The sequence below is a fragment of the Pseudocitrobacter sp. CD920760 genome, assembly GCF_057782505.1.
Window position 1 is genome coordinate 4236073 of the sequence record NZ_CM173490.1, and the last position, 15866, is coordinate 4251938.

A 15866-nucleotide genomic window follows, 5' to 3' on the forward strand; every position below is an offset into this window, starting at 1 on the left:
GTTAAACTCTATCCACAGTGTGCAAAACTCTCGTTCATTTTTTGACCAAAAGGTTCAACCTCATGTCTGCCCTGATTCCATTGACCACTTCCCCACAAACTCAGGCTGAGTTGTTAACACAAGCGCAACGTCTTGCCGGGTATTCATTGGGGGAACTGGCGGCGATGGCAGGGCTACCCATTCCGAAAGATTTGAAACGCGATAAAGGCTGGATTGGCATTCTTCTTGAGCTATGGCTGGGGGCCAGCGCGGGCAGTAAACCCGAGCAAGATTTCGCCGCCCTGGGCGTCGAACTTAAAACGATTCCCATTGATAGTCTGGGCCGCCCGCTGGAAACCACGTTTGTCTGCGTTGCACCGCTCACCGGTAACACCGGGGTAACCTGGGAGAACAGCCACGTACGTCATAAACTGAAATGCGTTTTGTGGGTTCCGGTTGAAGGCGAGCGTTCAATTCCGCTAGCTGAACGCCGGGTGGGCTCGCCGCTGCTGTGGACGCCGAGCGCCGAAGAAGAGAGGCAGTTGCAGATGGACTGGGAGGAACTGATGGACCTCATCGTGCTGGGTCAGGTCGAGAAAATCACCGCCCGCCACGGCGAAGTGCTGCAACTGCGCCCCAAAGCCGCCAACAGTAAAGCGCTGACGGAAGCCATTGGCGCGCACGGCGAACCCATTCTGACGCTGCCGCGGGGCTTTTATCTGAAGAAAAACTTCACCTCCGCCCTGCTGGCCCGTCACTTCATGCTACAAACGTATTAATCTTTTTACCCCGCCGTGTGACACGCTTATAATTGACGCTTTCGTTTTTGGCAGGACTTTATAGATGTTATTTGCATGGATAACCGATCCCAACGCCTGGCTGGCGCTAGGAACCCTGACGCTTCTGGAGATCGTCCTTGGGATCGACAACATTATCTTCCTCTCTTTGGTTGTCGCGAAACTTCCCACCGCACAACGTGCCCACGCCCGTCGCTTAGGGTTGCTGGGCGCGATGATTATGCGTCTGGGTCTGCTGGCTTCCATCGCCTGGGTCGTCAAACTGACAAACCCACTGTTCTCAGTGCTGGGACAGGAAATCTCGCTGCGCGATCTCATCTTGCTGGTCGGTGGGCTATTCCTCATCTGGAAAGCCAGCAAAGAGATCCACGAGTCGATCGAAGGCGATGAAGAGGGGCTGAAAACCAACGTCCACTCGTTCATGGGTGCCATCGTGCAGATTATGCTGCTGGATATTATTTTCAGCCTCGACTCGGTGATTACGGCGGTAGGTCTGTCCGATCACCTGTTTATTATGATGGCCGCCGTGGTGATTGCAGTTGGTGTGATGATGTTTGCCGCCCGCCCGATTGGCGATTTTGTTGACCGCCATCCGTCGGTCAAAATGCTGGCGCTGTCGTTCCTGATTCTGGTGGGTTTCACCCTGATTCTGGAAAGTTTCGACGTTCATGTGCCGAAAGGCTACATCTACTTCGCGATGTTCTTCTCCATTGGCGTCGAAAGCCTGAACCTCATCCGCAACAAAAAGAATCCGCTCTAATCCCCCTCTTCAGCCCTCTTTTGAGGGCTGAGTCTTATTTTTTTAAGACTTTACTGCTTTATCCTCTCAAAATATTGAGTTATTACTACAATGATAAACGTGCGGCCATAAAAGGGGATTAAGGATGAAAAAATGGGCAGTGTTGATTTCCGCAGTGGGTTTGGCTTTTGCTGTATCGGGTTGCAGCAGTGATTACGTGATGGCAACCAAGGATGGCAGGATGATCCTGACGGATGGAAAACCGGAAGTCGATGACGACACCGGGCTGATTAGCTACGAAGATCAGCAGGGCAACAGAATGCAGATTAATCGCGACGACGTTTCGCAAATCATTAAACGCTAAGAAAATGAGGTCAGCCGCCTGCTGGCCTTTTTTGATCTTTTTGCTTCCACTTTCTCTCTCCCTCTGCCATTTTTATATTCCTTTGTCGGGACATTCCTGACGTTGTTAAGAAAAAGGAAGCTGGCTATGCACTACCACCGTATTCCCCACAGCTCACTTGAGATAAGTACTCTTGGGCTGGGCACTATGACGTTTGGTGAACAAAATAGTGAAGCCGACGCCCACGCACAGCTCGATTACGCCGTCAGTCAGGGTATCAACTTGATTGACGTCGCCGAAATGTATCCGGTGCCTCCTCGCCCGGAGACACAGGGTTTGACCGAGACCTACGTCGGTAACTGGATTGCCAAACGCGGCAACCGTGAAAAAATCATCCTGGCCTCAAAAGTCAGCGGCCCTTCGCGCAATAACGACAGCGGCATCCGCCCAAACCAGGCGCTGGACCGCAAAAACATTCGCGAAGCCCTGCATGACAGCCTGACCCGTCTGCAGACGGATTACCTCGATTTATACCAGGTACACTGGCCGCAGCGCCCAACCAATTGCTTTGGCAAACTGGGCTACACCTGGGCCGATTCCGCACCGGTGGTTTCATTACTCGATACGCTGGAAGCGCTGAGCGAATTCCAGCGCGCCGGGAAAATTCGCTACATTGGCGTCTCGAACGAAACGGCTTTCGGTGTAATGCGCTATCTGCATCTGGCGGATAAACACGATCTGCCGCGCATCGTCACCATCCAGAACCCGTACAGCCTGCTCAACCGCAGCTATGAAGTGGGTCTGGCCGAAGTGAGTCAGTTTGAAGGCGTTGAACTGCTGGCCTACTCCTGCCTGGCCTTTGGCACATTAACCGGCAAATATCTTAACGGCGCAAAACCCGCTGGGGCGCGCAATACGCTGTTCAGCCGCTTCACCCGCTACAGCGGTGAGCAGGCGCAGAAAGCGGTGGCAGCTTATGTCGATATCGCCAAACGCCACGGGCTCGACCCGGCGCAGATGGCGCTGGCTTTTGTGCGTCGTCAGCCGTTTGTCGCCAGTACGCTGCTGGGCGCCACCACGCTTGAACAGCTGAAAACCAACGTCGAGAGCTATCACCTTGAGCTAAGCGAAGAGGTGCTGGCAGAGATTGAAGCGGTGCATCAGGTTTATACCTATCCGGCACCGTAATTCCCCGGCCTGACGTTTTGCGTCAGGCCTCTCGTTTTCCCCTTTTTCAGAATTCATTCACACGTTTTAGTCACGTTTTTCTTAACGACGCGCAATAGACTTACGCCGACGCCACGCAGGCGTTTTTCTTCGTTAAGGACAACCATGTTTATTTTAAAACCGCTTCCCCTTGCCCTGTTTCTGGCAGGCGTGTCTGTTTCATCGGCCTGGTCTGCACAGCTTACGCAGCCGCTCTCGCTTAAAGAGGTCACCGTTTATCTGCGCGGTGCGAGTCTGCAAAGTGAAGAGGCGCTCAATCTCCCTGCCGGAGAGAGCGAAATTACCTTTACGCAGGTTGCCGATTCCGTGCTTCCTGACAGCATCGCCATTGCCATGGATAACGGCGTCACCGTACTTTCCTCGCGCGTCGCGCTGCAGGAAACACAATCCGGCGCGGACCTGTCCGACATCCAGCAGCAGCTTAACGCCGCCAGACAAGAAAAAGAGAAACTGACCGCCGAGAAAAACAATATCAACGCGCAAATTAAGGTGCTGGAGGCTAACCGTTCGTTAACCACCAAGAGCGCGGCGGAGGTGGGAAAATATCTGCAAATGGTCAAAGAAAAGAACGGCGAACTGTTGTTAGCCGCCGGTCAATTGACGCAGAAAATCAGCGATAAGCAAAGGGATATCGATAAGCTGGAGCTACGCGAAAGTATGAGCAAAGGCGAGTTGGGCGGCGAAAACGAACCGCAGGTGATTATCGCCAGAGTGTATGCCCCCAAAGCCGTCAGCTCCCGGGCAGTGGTGCGTTATATGACCCGAGCCGCCTCATGGACGCCGCTCTACGATATTCACGCCAGCGCCATTAATCAACCGCTGCGGCTGGTCTATAAGGCCAGTATTCGCCAGTATACGGGGCTGGCGTGGAAGAACGTTAAGCTGGTGCTCTCCACCAGCGAGCCGAATACGCATCTGACGTTGCCGCGCATGGAGACGCAGTATGTGGATGTACGCGATGAAAGCAATGTAATCCAGGGTTATGCCTACGGCTCCGGCAGCGGCTCACTTGATGCGGCCTTCCAGGCACGAGAGGAAGCGACGGCTCGTAAGGACACTTATGCCGCCGAGGAAGCGGCAGTGGCGGCAAAAGCCGCCGCTGATAAAAAAGCAGCAGAAGCCGGTCGTCGTTATGCTGCCCCGGAAAAAGCGCCATCCCCAAGGCCCGCAGAAAACTTCACCGCATTAAACGTCCGTTATGCACTCACCCTTCCCTGGCAAATAGACAGCGATAACAACGCGCGTACGGTGGTGATTAAAGAAGAGTCCGTCTCCGGCAACTATCGCTTCTTTGCGATTCCGAAAATCAGCAATGACGCCTATTTGCAGGTGCAGATTAACGCGTGGGAAGATCTGAACCTGATCCCCGGCGAAAGCCAGATTTTCTTTGGCAACAACCGTACCGGAGTCGGTTATTTACAGCCGCCGGAAGATGGTAAATCACTGAACATTCAGCTTAATCGTGATCCGAAGCTGATTATCCAGCGTAAAACGGTGCAGAAGAAAGAGAATGCGGTCTCTATCTTTAACGACGATGCGATACGCAATTTCAGCTATTCCCTGAACGTGAAAAACAGCTATGCCGAAGCCGTGGATTTAACCCTTCTCGATCAAATCCCGGTCAGCGCCAACAGCGATATTACGGTGGAAAAAGTGCAGTATGGCCAGGCGCAGTACAACGCCAAAACCGGCGAGCTGAGCTGGAAACTGCATCTGGCGGGGAAAGAGAACGTCAGTTTGCCGTTCTCCTATACGGTGAAGTATCCGAAAAAAATCACGCCTTCAGGATTATAAATTCAGCGGGTGGCGTTAAACGCCACCCTATTCACGCTTAGCGCCTGTGCCCCCACAGCCACAGGCCGATAATCGCCAGCGCAAACAGCACGCCAAAGCCAATGCCTACGCCAATGACCGGAATTCCTACCATCACCGCCAGCGAGTAAATTCCCAGCATAATCAGCATCGCGCTGTTTTCGCCAAGGTTCTGCACGGCGATAGCATTACCTGCGCCCACCGAGTGTTTGCCGATATCCTGAAGCAGCGCGTTTAGCGGCACGACAAAGAAACCGCCGCAAATCCCGATGACAAACAGCAGCGCATAGGCTGGCAAAATCGCGTGTTGCAGGGCGAAAATCGCTACCACCACACCAATCAACACGCCTGCAGGCATACAACGGGCGACGGTTTTCAGCGTCACCAGTTTGGCCGCTGCGCCTGCGCCGACCACAATCCCTACGGCGACCATGGCGTTAAGATACGTGGGCGTGGCGTTATCGGTAATGCCAAGCGCCACCGGTACCCACAGCACCAGCAGAAAACGCAGCGTTACGCCTGCGCCCCAGAACAGACTGGTCCCCAACAGCGAGAAACGCGCTTCGCCGTTGTGCCACAGGGTTTTGCAGGCGCTGAAGAAACTGTTGGTCATCGGGCGAAAACGCCAGGACTGCCCCGGACGCGCCGCCGCCAGCTTCGGAATAAACAGGTTCGCCACCACCGCGCCGCCGTAAGCGATAGCACAGGCCACCAGCGCCGCAATCACGTGCCAGTCGGCGAGCACGCCGCCCGCCACAGACCCCAGCAGTATGGCTGCAATGGTCGATGCTTCCATCAACCCGTTGGCTTTCACCAGCTTATCGCCGGTCGTCAGCTCGCCCAGAATGCCATACTTGGCCGGTGAGTAACCCGCCGCCCCAATGCCCACCAGCAGATAGCCGATGAACGGGTTTACGCCGAGACAAATGCTCGCCGCGCCAATCAGTTTCAGGCCGTTGGTCATCATCATGACGCGCCCTTTGGCAAAGCTATCTGCTATTTGCCCAACGAACGGCGCGAAAAGAATGTAAGCGCCCACAAACACCATCTGTAAAACCGGTTGGCTCCAGTCGGGGTAAAACTGCTGTTTCATCAACGCCAGCGTAGCAAACAGCAGGGCGTTATCACCGAACGCGGAGAGGAACTGGGCGGCAATCACCGCCATCATGCCCTTCGACCAGATAGAGGTGTTAGTGTGTACTGACTCACTCATTGTGCTGTTCTGCCTCTTCAACCATACCTTTGAGCGTCACGAAATCGGGCTTGCCGCTGCCCAATAGCGGCAGCTGTTTCAGCCAGCGGATATCGCGCGGCACTGCCAGCTCCGGTACGCCATGTGCCCGCGCGTACTGCAACAGTTTGTCGCGGGTCAGCTCATTATCGGTGGTAAACAGCACCAGCGCCTCCCCTTTGCTGGCATCCGTTTTCACGGCTGTGGCGTGCATTTTCTCTGGCGATACCGCCAGCGCGACCTGCTCGACCATTTCCAGCGACACCATTTCCCCGGCAATTTTTGCGAAGCGTTTGGCGCGGCCCTGAATTTGCACAAAGCCCTGTTCGTCAAAGGCGACAATATCGCCCGTGTCGTACCAGCCCTCTTCCAGCTCGCCGTGTTGATTCTCGGCGCTCGGTTTTTCCAGCACGCCAGGGTTCTCGACGCGCAGATAGCCGGTCATGATATTCGGCCCTTTCAACTGCAAACGTCCGCCTTTATCAATGCCAGGGATTGCCAGCAAACGCGCATCCATTCCAGGTAAAATGCGCCCCACAGTACCCGGCTTCGCCGCCATCGGCACGTTGATAGAAACCACCGGCGCACACTCCGTCACGCCGTAGCCTTCCAGAATGCGCAGGCCGAACTTGTCCTGCCACAGCTCTTTGGTACTTTGCTGCAGTTTTTCCGCCCCCGCCACCACGTAGCGCAGACGATAAAAATCATAGGGATTCGCGAATCGCGCATAGTGGCCAAGGAAGGTGGAGGTGCCAAACAGTACGGTACAGTTACGGTCATAAACCAACTCCGGCACAATGCGATAATGCAGCGGGCTCGGATAGAGGAAAACCTGCGCGCCGGTCAGCAGCGGCGTAAACAGCCCGACCGTCAGACCGAAGGAGTGAAACAGCGGCAGCGCGGACATAAAGCGATCGTTAGCGGTAAAGTCGGCGATGGTTTTAATCTGCTCGACGTTCGCCAGAATGCTTTTATGGCTGTGCACCACACCTTTCGGGTTGCCTTCGGAACCGGAGGTAAAGAGGATAATCGCCGGGTCTTCCGGTTTCTGTTCGACCTGCGCCAGGCGCGGCATCAGCAGGCGCGAGAAAATCCACAGTTTGTCCTGGGTGGTGACATCGCCTTTTAAATCTTCGAGGAACACCCAACGTACCTGAGTCAGCTGTTCGGTCAGGTGCCAGAGCTTGCCTTTATCAAGGAAGGTGCGCGAGGTAAATATCGTCTTCAGTTCCGCCGCGGTAATCGCGCTGGAAAGCCCCTTCACGCCTGCCGTGTAGTTCATCATCGCCGGAATACGCCCACGTGCAATCGCGCCGAAAATCACCGCCGCGCTGATCCCCGCGTTCGGCAACATCAGACCGATGCGTTCGCCTTTCCGGGTATATTTGTCGAGGATACGCGCCACAAACAGCGTTTTGGTCATCAGCTTGTGATAGCTGTCGGGCTGGAAATTAATGTCTTCCACGCACGGTTTTTTCGCGCCGTAGCGATATTGCGCCGTAATGAGTGACTCAAAGAGCGTTTCACGCGGACGCACTGCCATCCGCGCTTCCATCATGATTTGATGCAGCATTTCGCCCGCAATTTTGCGGCGATCGCGCGCGCGCGGCGCGTCCGGCATCTCAATGCGGGTTGGCGGCAGTAGATGCAGGCGAATTTGCGGGAAGAGACGCTGTTTCACCAACCCTTTCAGGCGACTGAAATAGGTCAGTTCTGCCCCTTCAATACGTACCGGGATAATGGTCGCGCCCGATTTTGCCGCCACAAAGGCCGCGCCGTCGTAGATTTTCATCAGCGAACCAGAGACTGAAATACGCCCTTCCGGGAAAATCACCACCGGTCGGCCCTGTTCAATCAGGCGCACCAGGTGTTTGATAGACATCGGTTTAGTCGGGTCGAGCGGCACAAAATCGATCAGTGGCGCAAGCCAGCGCATAAACCATTTTTGTGAAATTGAGGAGTAAACAGCAAACACCGGACGCACAGGCAGGAACAGCGCCAGCAAAATACCATCAATAAATGAGACATGGTTCGGGGTAATCAGTACCTTTGATTGCGTTAAAGCCGCTGTGTCGCCGGTCATCCTTACCCGAAACAGAACTTTAAAAAGCTGCCGAAAAAAGCCAATAACCATACCAACTCCTTTTGCCAAAGTTTTCTCTGCAAGCAGGGTACATGAGAAAACAGCGGAAAAGCAGCAAACCCCAGTTTCTTGACAAAAAAAAACCTGCGCATCTGCGCAGGTTGGTGTAATTCAAGTCAGTCAACCTTGCGGATGACTTCACCTATCAATACCTCTGGGATAATCAGAGTAGCAATCCCGTTGCTGCTTTCTCCAGCACAGAACCGCAACAGCCCTTCGCAAAGTGTAAGCAAAAGTTTGTATTCGTTTTTTTAGAATCACTTAGTGCTTTTTCGTGCCATCGGGGCGATATCAAAGATCTTCCCCTCAAGCGTCTCCCGGCCTTGAACCTGTGCGAAATTTCCGTAACACTACAGTAGTGTAACCGTTTACCCATCAAAAAGGCAGTGTATGGCGACTATCAAAGATGTGGCTCGACTGGCTGGCGTCTCTGTCGCCACCGTCTCCCGCGTAATCAATAATTCCCCGAAAGCCAGCGATGCTTCTCGTCAGTCGGTTTCTTCGGCCATGGAAACACTCAACTATCATCCGAACGCCAACGCGCGTGCCCTGGCGCAGCAGTCAACGGAAACCGTGGGGCTGGTAGTAGGCGATGTGTCCGATCCCTTCTTTGGTGCCATGGTCAAAGCCGTTGAGCAGGTGGCTTACCACACAGGTAACTTTTTGCTGATCGGCAACGGCTATCACAACGAATTAAAAGAGCGTCAGGCCATCGAGCAATTGATTCGCCACCGCTGCGCGGCGCTGGTGGTGCACGCCAAAATGATCCCCGATGAGGAACTGATAGGGTTGATGAAACAAATGCCCGGCATGGTGCTGATTAACCGCATTTTACCCGGTTTCGAAAAACGCTGCGTGGCGCTGGACGATCGTTATGGCGCGTGGCTCGCGACGCGTCATTTGATTCAGCAGGGGCATACCAGGATTGGCTACATCTGCTCGAATCACGCGATTTCCGATGCGGAAGACCGCTTGCAGGGGTATTACGACGCGCTAAAAGAGAACGGGTTGCCGTGTAACGATCGGCTGGTCACCTTCGCCGAACCCGACGAAAGCGGCGGCGAGCAGGCAATGACCGAGCTACTGGGGCGCGGAAAGCAGTTCACCGCCGTCGCCTGCTATAACGACTCGATGGCAGCAGGCGCAATGGGCGTGCTCAATGATAACGGCATCGACGTGCCGCAGGAGATTTCGCTGATTGGTTTCGATGATGTGCTGGTCTCACGCTATGTGCGCCCGCGTCTGACCACCATTCGTTATCCGATTGTCACCATGGCAACGCAGGCAGCAGAACTGGCGCTGGCACTGGCGGAAAAACGTCCGGTGCCGGATGTCACCCACCTCTTCAGCCCGACGCTTGTGCGTCGTCATTCGGTGTCGGTGCCGGCAGAGAGCGATAAGGCTTAACCGCGTTTACATCAGCTTGCCCTGAAAAATCGGCACCGATTCAAACAAGAAACCATCAAAATCGGGCGCGTCGGCGTCCGAAAGTTCAAGCATACTGTTTTTCACATTCTCCAGATGCTGCCACATTGCCTGCCAGGCCCCCATTACATCGCGACGGCGCAGCGCGGCAAGGATGGCCTGCCGCTCGCCGAGCCATTTCAGCCGGTAAGCGCGGCTGGCGATATGCACATTAAATTGCTGCCATAGTGGGCTACTGTCCATTTGCAGCCAAATGCGCTCGACCGTCGCCAGCATCATCTGATTTTGCGTCGCCCCCGCCAGCACCAGGTGAAACATTTTACTGTTATCCTGGCGAGTATCATTGCTGGCGATGGCGTGCTGCTCCTGCTCGATGATGCGCCTCAGGTTGTCGATATCCGCCCGCGTGGCCATTTTGGCGGCGAAAGCGGCGATATTACTTTCCAGCAACTGACGCGCCTGAAGGATCTCAAACGGGCCAACGTCACTGTTCAGCAGTTGCTCTTCATCGCCGTCATTCTCCTGAGGGACGCGCATCACATAGACACCGGAGCCCTGGCGTATATCGACAATCCCCTGTAGTTCCAGCATCAGCAGCGCCTCGCGGACAATGGTTCGGCTAACGCCGTACTTTTCGGCGATATTGCGCTCCGGCGGCAGCCGCGAGCCGACGGGATACTGCCCCTGAATAATTTGCGAGCGGAGATCCTCACCTATTTCCTGGTACGGTTTTTTTTCCGGCGGAGTGACGGCCTTTTCCACAATATCACCTGTTTCAGATAACGGATGTCCTGGCGAGTATCTTAACAAAATTTGCCCGGCTTATTTCCACTCGTCATCAATCGTCAGCGTCAGGCTTCGCGATTCGCGCAATGTTCTGAACCACGAGGCCGATTTTTTCGCCCGCCGTGCGCGATGATTATCGAGGTCTATTTCAATTAGCCCATAGCGATTTTTAAACGCATTCATCGGCGAGACACAATCCGTAAAAGCCCACAGCATATAGCCGTGACAGTTAGCGCCATCAGCACGCGCACGTAGCGTTTGCCACAAATGCTGGCTGATGAAATCGATACGGTAATCGTCCTCAATCACGCCGTCACGGTTACGGAATTGCCCTTCATTTTCAACGCCCATGCCGCTTTCCGCGACGAACCATGGAATATTGCGGTACTCATTTTTGATGCGCATCGCCATGTCGTAAATAATCTGCGGGTATATTTCCCAGCCGCGCGAGTTATTCATCTTGCGCCCCGGCAGCTCGAAGGGTTCGTAATACCAGGCTGGGTGAAACGGCGTTTGCGGGTGCCACGCGCGCGAAGGTGCTTTCACGCGGTGCGGATAATATAGATTGATGCCCAACTCATCGACTGTATTCTCACGGATAAGCGTAAGCTCTGCTTCGCTGTAATCCCACGCGATGTGATGCTGCTCCAGCAGGGAAACCAGTTCGGCGGGATATTCACCATGCACCAGCGGATCGAGGAAGACACGGTTGTAGAAGAGATCGTACACCTCGGCGGCGCGCTTATCATGCGCAGCGCGAGATCGCGGATAGGTCACTTCCGGGTTAAGAATACAACCCACACTGCCGCGATAACCTTTCTCACGAAACAACTTCACCACTTTGGCAGTCGCCAGCACCTTGTGGTGGTTCCACTGCATCCAGGTACTGGTGTTTTGCTCATACGGCCAGCGCAGGGCGTCCAGATAAACGCGGGTTTGCACCACAATGGGCTCGTTGAAGGTGAACCAGCGTGTCACTTTCAGGTGATAGCGGGCAAACACCTGTTCAACGTAACGCACATATAGCTCGACCACTTTTTTCGAGCCCCAGCCGCCGTAAGTTTCCAGCAAATAGCCCGGTAGCTCGTAATGTTCCAGGCAGATCATTGGTTCGATGCCGTTGGCGCGCATCTCGTCGAATAGCTGGTCATAGTAGCGGGCGTACTCTTCATCGACCGACACATTTTCATAGTCGGTGAGAAAACGTGACCAGTTAATTGAAGTGCGAAAATGGGTGAGCCCCGCCTGCTTCATCAGTTGCACATCTTCGCGAAAACGATTGATAAAATCGGTGGCGACCGCCGGACCGTAACCATTGTGCCAAACGTGGCGGTCGTTTTTATACCAGAGATCGGGCCATGAGTCCTGGCCCTCTTTTTTCCCGCTCCAGCCCTCGGTTTGCCAGGCGGATGCGGCCGCGCCAAGAATAAAATCGTGCGGAATTGCTGCTGTTTTTACGCTCATTTTTCCCTCACGCGTTGTTGGCGGCTTGCTGATTTTCCGCAGCCTGCTGAGCCAGCGCGGCACGGCGCGAGGCGATTTTGACGAACGGCAGATAGATAATCACCGCCGTCACGATGCAGATAAGCTGCGTGACCACCGCGCCCATCGACCCCGCCGTCGAAAGCCAGGCGTTGATCAACGGCGGTGTGGTCCACGGCACCATTACCACCGCTTTTCCGGCAAAACCGGTTAACGTTGCAAAATAGCCGATCGTGCCGGTCACCAGCGGGGTGATGATAAACGGGATCGCCAGGATCGGATTAAGCATGATCGGCATGCCGAAGATCACCGGCTCATTGATATTAAACAGCCCTGGACCTATCGACAACTTGGCTATCTCTTTCATCTCTTTGCGTTTGGTCGCAATCATGACTGCAATTAGCAAGCCGATCGTCAGACCGGAGCCGCCAATACTCATGTAGACGTCCCAGAACGGCATGGTGATGATATTCGGCACCTCTTTGCCCTGTTCAAAAGCGCTCATGTTGACGGTGATCGCCCCCAGCAGCAGCGGCTCGCGGATCGGTTTGATCATCTGATTGCCGTGAATGCCGATCACCCAAAACAGCTGGGCGACAAACATCAGTAGCAGGATCCCCGGCAGGCTTTGCACCACACGTTCCAGCGGTTGCTGCACCACCTGATATACCGCATCGTAGAGATACATTCCGGTAAGTTGATGAAAAATAAAGCCAAAGGTGGCGATTGCCGTGGTGGTAATAATCGCCGGGATCAGCGCAGAAAATGAGGCCGAGACGTTTGGCGGCACGGTATCGGGCATTTTGATCTTTAGCCCCTCGCGCTTCTCAAGCCAGCAATAAACCTCTACCGACAAAATAGCGATAAACATGCCGAGGAACAGACTGCGGGTATCGGAGAACTGGCGCAGTAGCACATCTTTAACTTCATGCATCTGCCCATCCACCATCATCTCAACGGTGGTAGGCGTCACGCAGATAAAACAGATCACCGCCAGCAGGCCGGGAAACAGGGTTTTTATGCCGTTAATTCGGCCTAACTCAATGCCAATAAGAAACACGGCGCCGATATTAAGAAAGTTAAGCGTCGCATAGTTAATTGCACTGGTGATAGGTTTTAATGCCGCCAGAAACGAGAGCGCCTGGAAGCTGGCTAAACCATTTTTTGGATCCAGTACCATGTTAGAAATCAGCACTGAAAACGCGCCGACGATGATCACCGGCATGAGGGTGATAAAGGAAGATTTGATCGCCATTATATAGCGGTAGCTATTGAATTTTGTGGCGAAACTTCCCAGGGAATCGATGACTTTTTCCTGAAATGCCATGAGTTGGTACCTCAAAAATGTAGGGCTTTATTATCGAATGGGTAGACAGCCGAATACCATTTGGCATACCAAAAATAGTCACAGGTCAGAAAAAGTTCTGTGATTAAACTCTCACCTTCTCTTCTGGTATTCCAAAATAAGCAAAAATATCATCATTGGTATACCACATTAAAATCACGGCTATTTTTCTCCCCCTCACGCTAAAAAGCGTGATCCCGATAGTTATTTGCCGCGTTCTCAAAGCATATGCCCCTGAATGTCTGTGATAAACTGCGGAAATCACGTGGCATCAGGAACAGACAATGACAACAATGCTGGATGTCTCAATTCGCGCAGGCGTTTCGAAAGCAACGGTTTCCCGCGTCTTGAACGGCACAGGTCAGGTAAAAGAGAGCACCCGTCAGCAGGTGTTCAAAGCAATGGAAGAGTTGGGCTACCGGCCAAATTTTCTGGCGCGCTCACTGGCAAACCGCACCAGCAATAGCATTGGGCTGATTGTCTCAACCTTTGACGGCTTCTATTTTGGCCGCCTGTTACAACAGGCATCACGCCAGACAGAAGTCTGGGGCAAGCAGTTGATTGTCGCCGACGGGCACGACGAGCCAGAGCGAGAAAAGCAGGCGGTGCAGATGCTGGCCGATCGCCAGTGCGATGCGATTGTGCTCTACACCCGTTTTATGAGCGAAGAAACCATCATGTCGCTCATCGATTCCATTCCCATGCCGCTGGTGGTGATCAACCGCGACGTCAGCCAGGCGCGCGAGCGCTGCGTCTTCTTCGAACAGCAGGATGCCGCGTTTCAGGCAGTGGAGTACCTGATTTCCCAGGGCCATCGCGATATCGCCTGCCTCACGGTTCCCATCCACACGCCGACCGGGAAAGCGCGTTTAGAAGGGTATAAAAATGCGCTGGAAAAACATGGTATTGCGTGGGATCCGGCGAAGGTAAAATATGGCGATGCGGGTATGACCTGCGGCTTTGAGAAGTGCAATGAACTGCTGAACGAAAAGGTGCCATTCAGTGCGCTGTTTGCCTGTAACGATGATATGGCACTGGGCGCGTCAAAAGCGCTGCATCAGGCGGGGCTACGTATTCCGCAGGATATTTCACTGTTTGGCTTCGATGACGCGCCGAGCGCGAAATGGCTGGAGCCGGGGCTGTCGACGGTTTATCTGCCGATCGATAACATGATTGTCACCGCTATCGATCAAGCCATTAAGCTCGCCAATGCCGAGCCGATTGAAACGATCCCGCCGTTTACCGGCACGCTGGTGTTGCGTGATACGGTGACGACGGGGCCGTTTTACGCCAGTTCCAGCGCCAGCAGTTCCTGAATCGTCTGGCGGCGGCGAATCAAACGCGCCGCGCCATTTTCAAATAACACTTCCGGCAGCAGCGGGCGGCTGTTGTAATTCGATGACATCGACGCACCGTACGCACCGGTGTCGTGCAGCACCAGATAATCGCCCGGCTTCACCGCAGGCAAGGCGCGCGTTTCCACTTTTCCGCCTTCCTGCTGCGTAAAGACATCGCCCGACTCACACAGCGGACCGGCAACCACCGTTTCAATCAACGGTGCCTGGGACAGATCGCGCCCGTCAGCAGCGAGCGCTGAAATGTGGTGATAGCTGCCGTACATAGCCGGACGCATCAGGTCGTTAAACCCGGCATCGATCAGCACAAAGTGGCGGCTCCCCATCGCTTTCACGCTACGCACCTGCGCCACCAGCACGCCAGACTCCGCCACCAGGAAGCGACCCGGCTCGAGTTCCAGTTTTACCGGATGGCCCAGATGTTTGGCAATCTGCTCACGCGCACCGTTCCACAGACCATAGTAGTGATCGGTGTTGATCGCCTCTTCACCTTCACGATATGGAATAGACAGCCCGCCCCCCGCAGAGATCGCTTCCAGATCCTGGCCAAATTCAACAACCTGACGCACCATTGCGCCACAAACCTGCTCCAGATGCGCATAATCCACACCGGAACCGATGTGCATGTGAATGCCCACCAGTTTCAGCTGATAACGCTGAATCACTTCCAGCGCGGCCGGAAGATCGCTGTACCAGATACCGTGTTTGCTGTTTTCGCCGCCGGTGTTGGTTTTCTGGCTGTGACCGTGACCAAAGCCTGGATTCACGCGCAGCCACACGCGATGGCCTGGGGACACCTCACCCAGTTGCGCCAGCATATCGACGGAACCGGCGTTAACCGGGATCTGCAACTCGTGCACGCGCGAAAGCGTCGCCTCGTCGATAGTGTCAGCGGTGAAAACGATATCATCAGAATCAGCACCCGGCTGATAGCCCGCCACCAGCGCGCGCTCAATCTCACCCAATGATACCGAATCAACCTTCACGCCCTGCTCGCGCATCAGACGCAGAATATGGATGTTCGAGCACGCCTTTTGAGCAAAACGCACGACGTCAAACTGGCTCAGTTTGGCAATCTGCTGGCGAATAATTTGCGCGTCATATACCCAGACCGGGCAGCCAAATTCAGCGGGCAGGCGCAGCAGATTATCTGCGGTCAGGTCAGTGTCGGTACTGTTAAGCGGGCGTGGCATACAAGGCTC

General features: G+C 54.4%; 13 protein-coding genes. 7 read left to right on the forward strand and 6 right to left on the reverse strand.

The features are described from left to right. Positions 1-62 precede the first annotated feature (62 nt). From mutH to AC1MKH_RS19835, 5 genes are all read left to right on the forward strand, one after another. Positions 63-758, forward strand: a complete 696-nt coding sequence (gene mutH / locus AC1MKH_RS19815) for a DNA mismatch repair endonuclease MutH (RefSeq protein WP_276224483.1) — start codon at positions 63-65, stop codon at positions 756-758. Between the two features lie 64 nt (positions 759-822). Continuing rightward, on the forward strand, positions 823-1536 hold the full coding sequence (locus AC1MKH_RS19820; protein ID WP_276224485.1) for a TerC family protein: 714 nt from the start codon (positions 823-825) through the stop codon (positions 1534-1536). 124 nt (positions 1537-1660) lie between these two features. Then, on the forward strand, positions 1661-1879 hold the full coding sequence (locus tag AC1MKH_RS19825) for a YgdI/YgdR family lipoprotein (RefSeq protein ID WP_015963194.1): 219 nt from the start codon (positions 1661-1663) through the stop codon (positions 1877-1879). A gap of 126 nt (positions 1880-2005) precedes the next feature. Continuing rightward, entirely contained in the window at positions 2006-3046 is a 1041-nt protein-coding gene (locus tag AC1MKH_RS19830) for an NADP(H)-dependent aldo-keto reductase (protein WP_276224487.1), read from the forward strand. Positions 3047-3190: 144 nt separating this feature from the next. Beyond that, positions 3191-4879, forward strand: coding sequence for a DUF4139 domain-containing protein (locus tag AC1MKH_RS19835; protein WP_276224488.1), 1689 nt, complete (start codon positions 3191-3193; stop codon positions 4877-4879). A gap of 37 nt (positions 4880-4916) precedes the next feature. Here AC1MKH_RS19835 and lplT read toward each other — a convergent pair whose 3' ends face one another. Continuing rightward, positions 4917-6110, reverse strand: coding sequence for a lysophospholipid transporter LplT (gene lplT / locus AC1MKH_RS19840; protein WP_015963192.1), 1194 nt, complete (start codon positions 6108-6110; stop codon positions 4917-4919). After that, the gene (aas, locus tag AC1MKH_RS19845) at positions 6103-8262 is read right to left on the reverse strand and encodes a bifunctional acyl-ACP--phospholipid O-acyltransferase/long-chain-fatty-acid--ACP ligase (protein WP_276224490.1); all 2160 of its coding nucleotides are present in this window, start codon (positions 8260-8262) and stop codon (positions 6103-6105) included. Before aas ends, lplT begins: the two co-directional genes overlap by 8 nt. Before the next feature lie 399 nt (positions 8263-8661). Between aas and galR the strand changes: the two genes are divergently transcribed. Next, on the forward strand, positions 8662-9678 hold the full coding sequence (gene galR / locus AC1MKH_RS19850) for an HTH-type transcriptional regulator GalR (RefSeq protein ID WP_276224492.1): 1017 nt from the start codon (positions 8662-8664) through the stop codon (positions 9676-9678). 6 nt (positions 9679-9684) lie between these two features. Here galR and AC1MKH_RS19855 read toward each other — a convergent pair whose 3' ends face one another. From AC1MKH_RS19855 to AC1MKH_RS19865, 3 genes are read right to left on the reverse strand one after another with little or no spacing between them, the layout of a single operon-like run. After that, entirely contained in the window at positions 9685-10458 is a 774-nt protein-coding gene (locus tag AC1MKH_RS19855) for a GntR family transcriptional regulator (protein ID WP_149463355.1), read from the reverse strand. A 60-nt stretch (positions 10459-10518) separates the two neighbouring features. Then, positions 10519-11946 carry a glycoside hydrolase family 1 protein gene (locus AC1MKH_RS19860; protein ID WP_276224497.1) on the reverse strand — a complete coding sequence of 476 codons (1428 nt, stop codon included), beginning with the start codon at positions 11944-11946 and terminating at the stop codon, positions 10519-10521. Between the two features lie 7 nt (positions 11947-11953). After that, positions 11954-13291 carry a PTS sugar transporter subunit IIC gene (locus AC1MKH_RS19865; protein ID WP_149463353.1) on the reverse strand — a complete coding sequence of 446 codons (1338 nt, stop codon included), beginning with the start codon at positions 13289-13291 and terminating at the stop codon, positions 11954-11956. A gap of 302 nt (positions 13292-13593) precedes the next feature. Here AC1MKH_RS19865 and AC1MKH_RS19870 point away from each other — a divergent pair, with 302 nt between their 5' ends. Then, entirely contained in the window at positions 13594-14625 is a 1032-nt protein-coding gene (locus AC1MKH_RS19870; RefSeq protein ID WP_276224499.1) for a LacI family DNA-binding transcriptional regulator, read from the forward strand. Here the strand turns inward: AC1MKH_RS19870 and lysA are convergent. Next, a complete protein-coding gene (gene lysA, locus AC1MKH_RS19875; protein WP_276224501.1) occupies positions 14595-15857 on the reverse strand; it encodes a diaminopimelate decarboxylase in 1263 nt (420 codons plus the stop codon). The genes AC1MKH_RS19870 and lysA overlap by 31 nt on opposite strands. Positions 15858-15866: the final 9 nt, after the last annotated feature.

What these genes read in the sequence shown, in the direction of transcription:
- AC1MKH_RS19870 (WP_276224499.1), top strand. Translation starts at nt 13,594, where the DNA reads ATGACAACAATGCTGGATGTCTCAATTCGCGCAGGCGTTTCGAAAGCA.
- AC1MKH_RS19860 (WP_276224497.1), bottom strand. Translation starts at nt 11,946, where the DNA reads ATGAGCGTAAAAACAGCAGCAATTCCGCACGATTTTATTCTTGGCGCG.
- lysA (WP_276224501.1), bottom strand. Translation starts at nt 15,857, where the DNA reads ATGCCACGCCCGCTTAACAGTACCGACACTGACCTGACCGCAGATAAT.
- lplT (WP_015963192.1), bottom strand. Translation starts at nt 6,110, where the DNA reads ATGAGTGAGTCAGTACACACTAACACCTCTATCTGGTCGAAGGGCATG.
- AC1MKH_RS19830 (WP_276224487.1), top strand. Translation starts at nt 2,006, where the DNA reads ATGCACTACCACCGTATTCCCCACAGCTCACTTGAGATAAGTACTCTT.
- AC1MKH_RS19835 (WP_276224488.1), top strand. Translation starts at nt 3,191, where the DNA reads ATGTTTATTTTAAAACCGCTTCCCCTTGCCCTGTTTCTGGCAGGCGTG.
- aas (WP_276224490.1), bottom strand. Translation starts at nt 8,262, where the DNA reads ATGGTTATTGGCTTTTTTCGGCAGCTTTTTAAAGTTCTGTTTCGGGTA.
- AC1MKH_RS19865 (WP_149463353.1), bottom strand. Translation starts at nt 13,291, where the DNA reads ATGGCATTTCAGGAAAAAGTCATCGATTCCCTGGGAAGTTTCGCCACA.
- galR (WP_276224492.1), top strand. Translation starts at nt 8,662, where the DNA reads ATGGCGACTATCAAAGATGTGGCTCGACTGGCTGGCGTCTCTGTCGCC.
- AC1MKH_RS19820 (WP_276224485.1), top strand. Translation starts at nt 823, where the DNA reads ATGTTATTTGCATGGATAACCGATCCCAACGCCTGGCTGGCGCTAGGA.
- mutH (WP_276224483.1), top strand. Translation starts at nt 63, where the DNA reads ATGTCTGCCCTGATTCCATTGACCACTTCCCCACAAACTCAGGCTGAG.
- AC1MKH_RS19825 (WP_015963194.1), top strand. Translation starts at nt 1,661, where the DNA reads ATGAAAAAATGGGCAGTGTTGATTTCCGCAGTGGGTTTGGCTTTTGCT.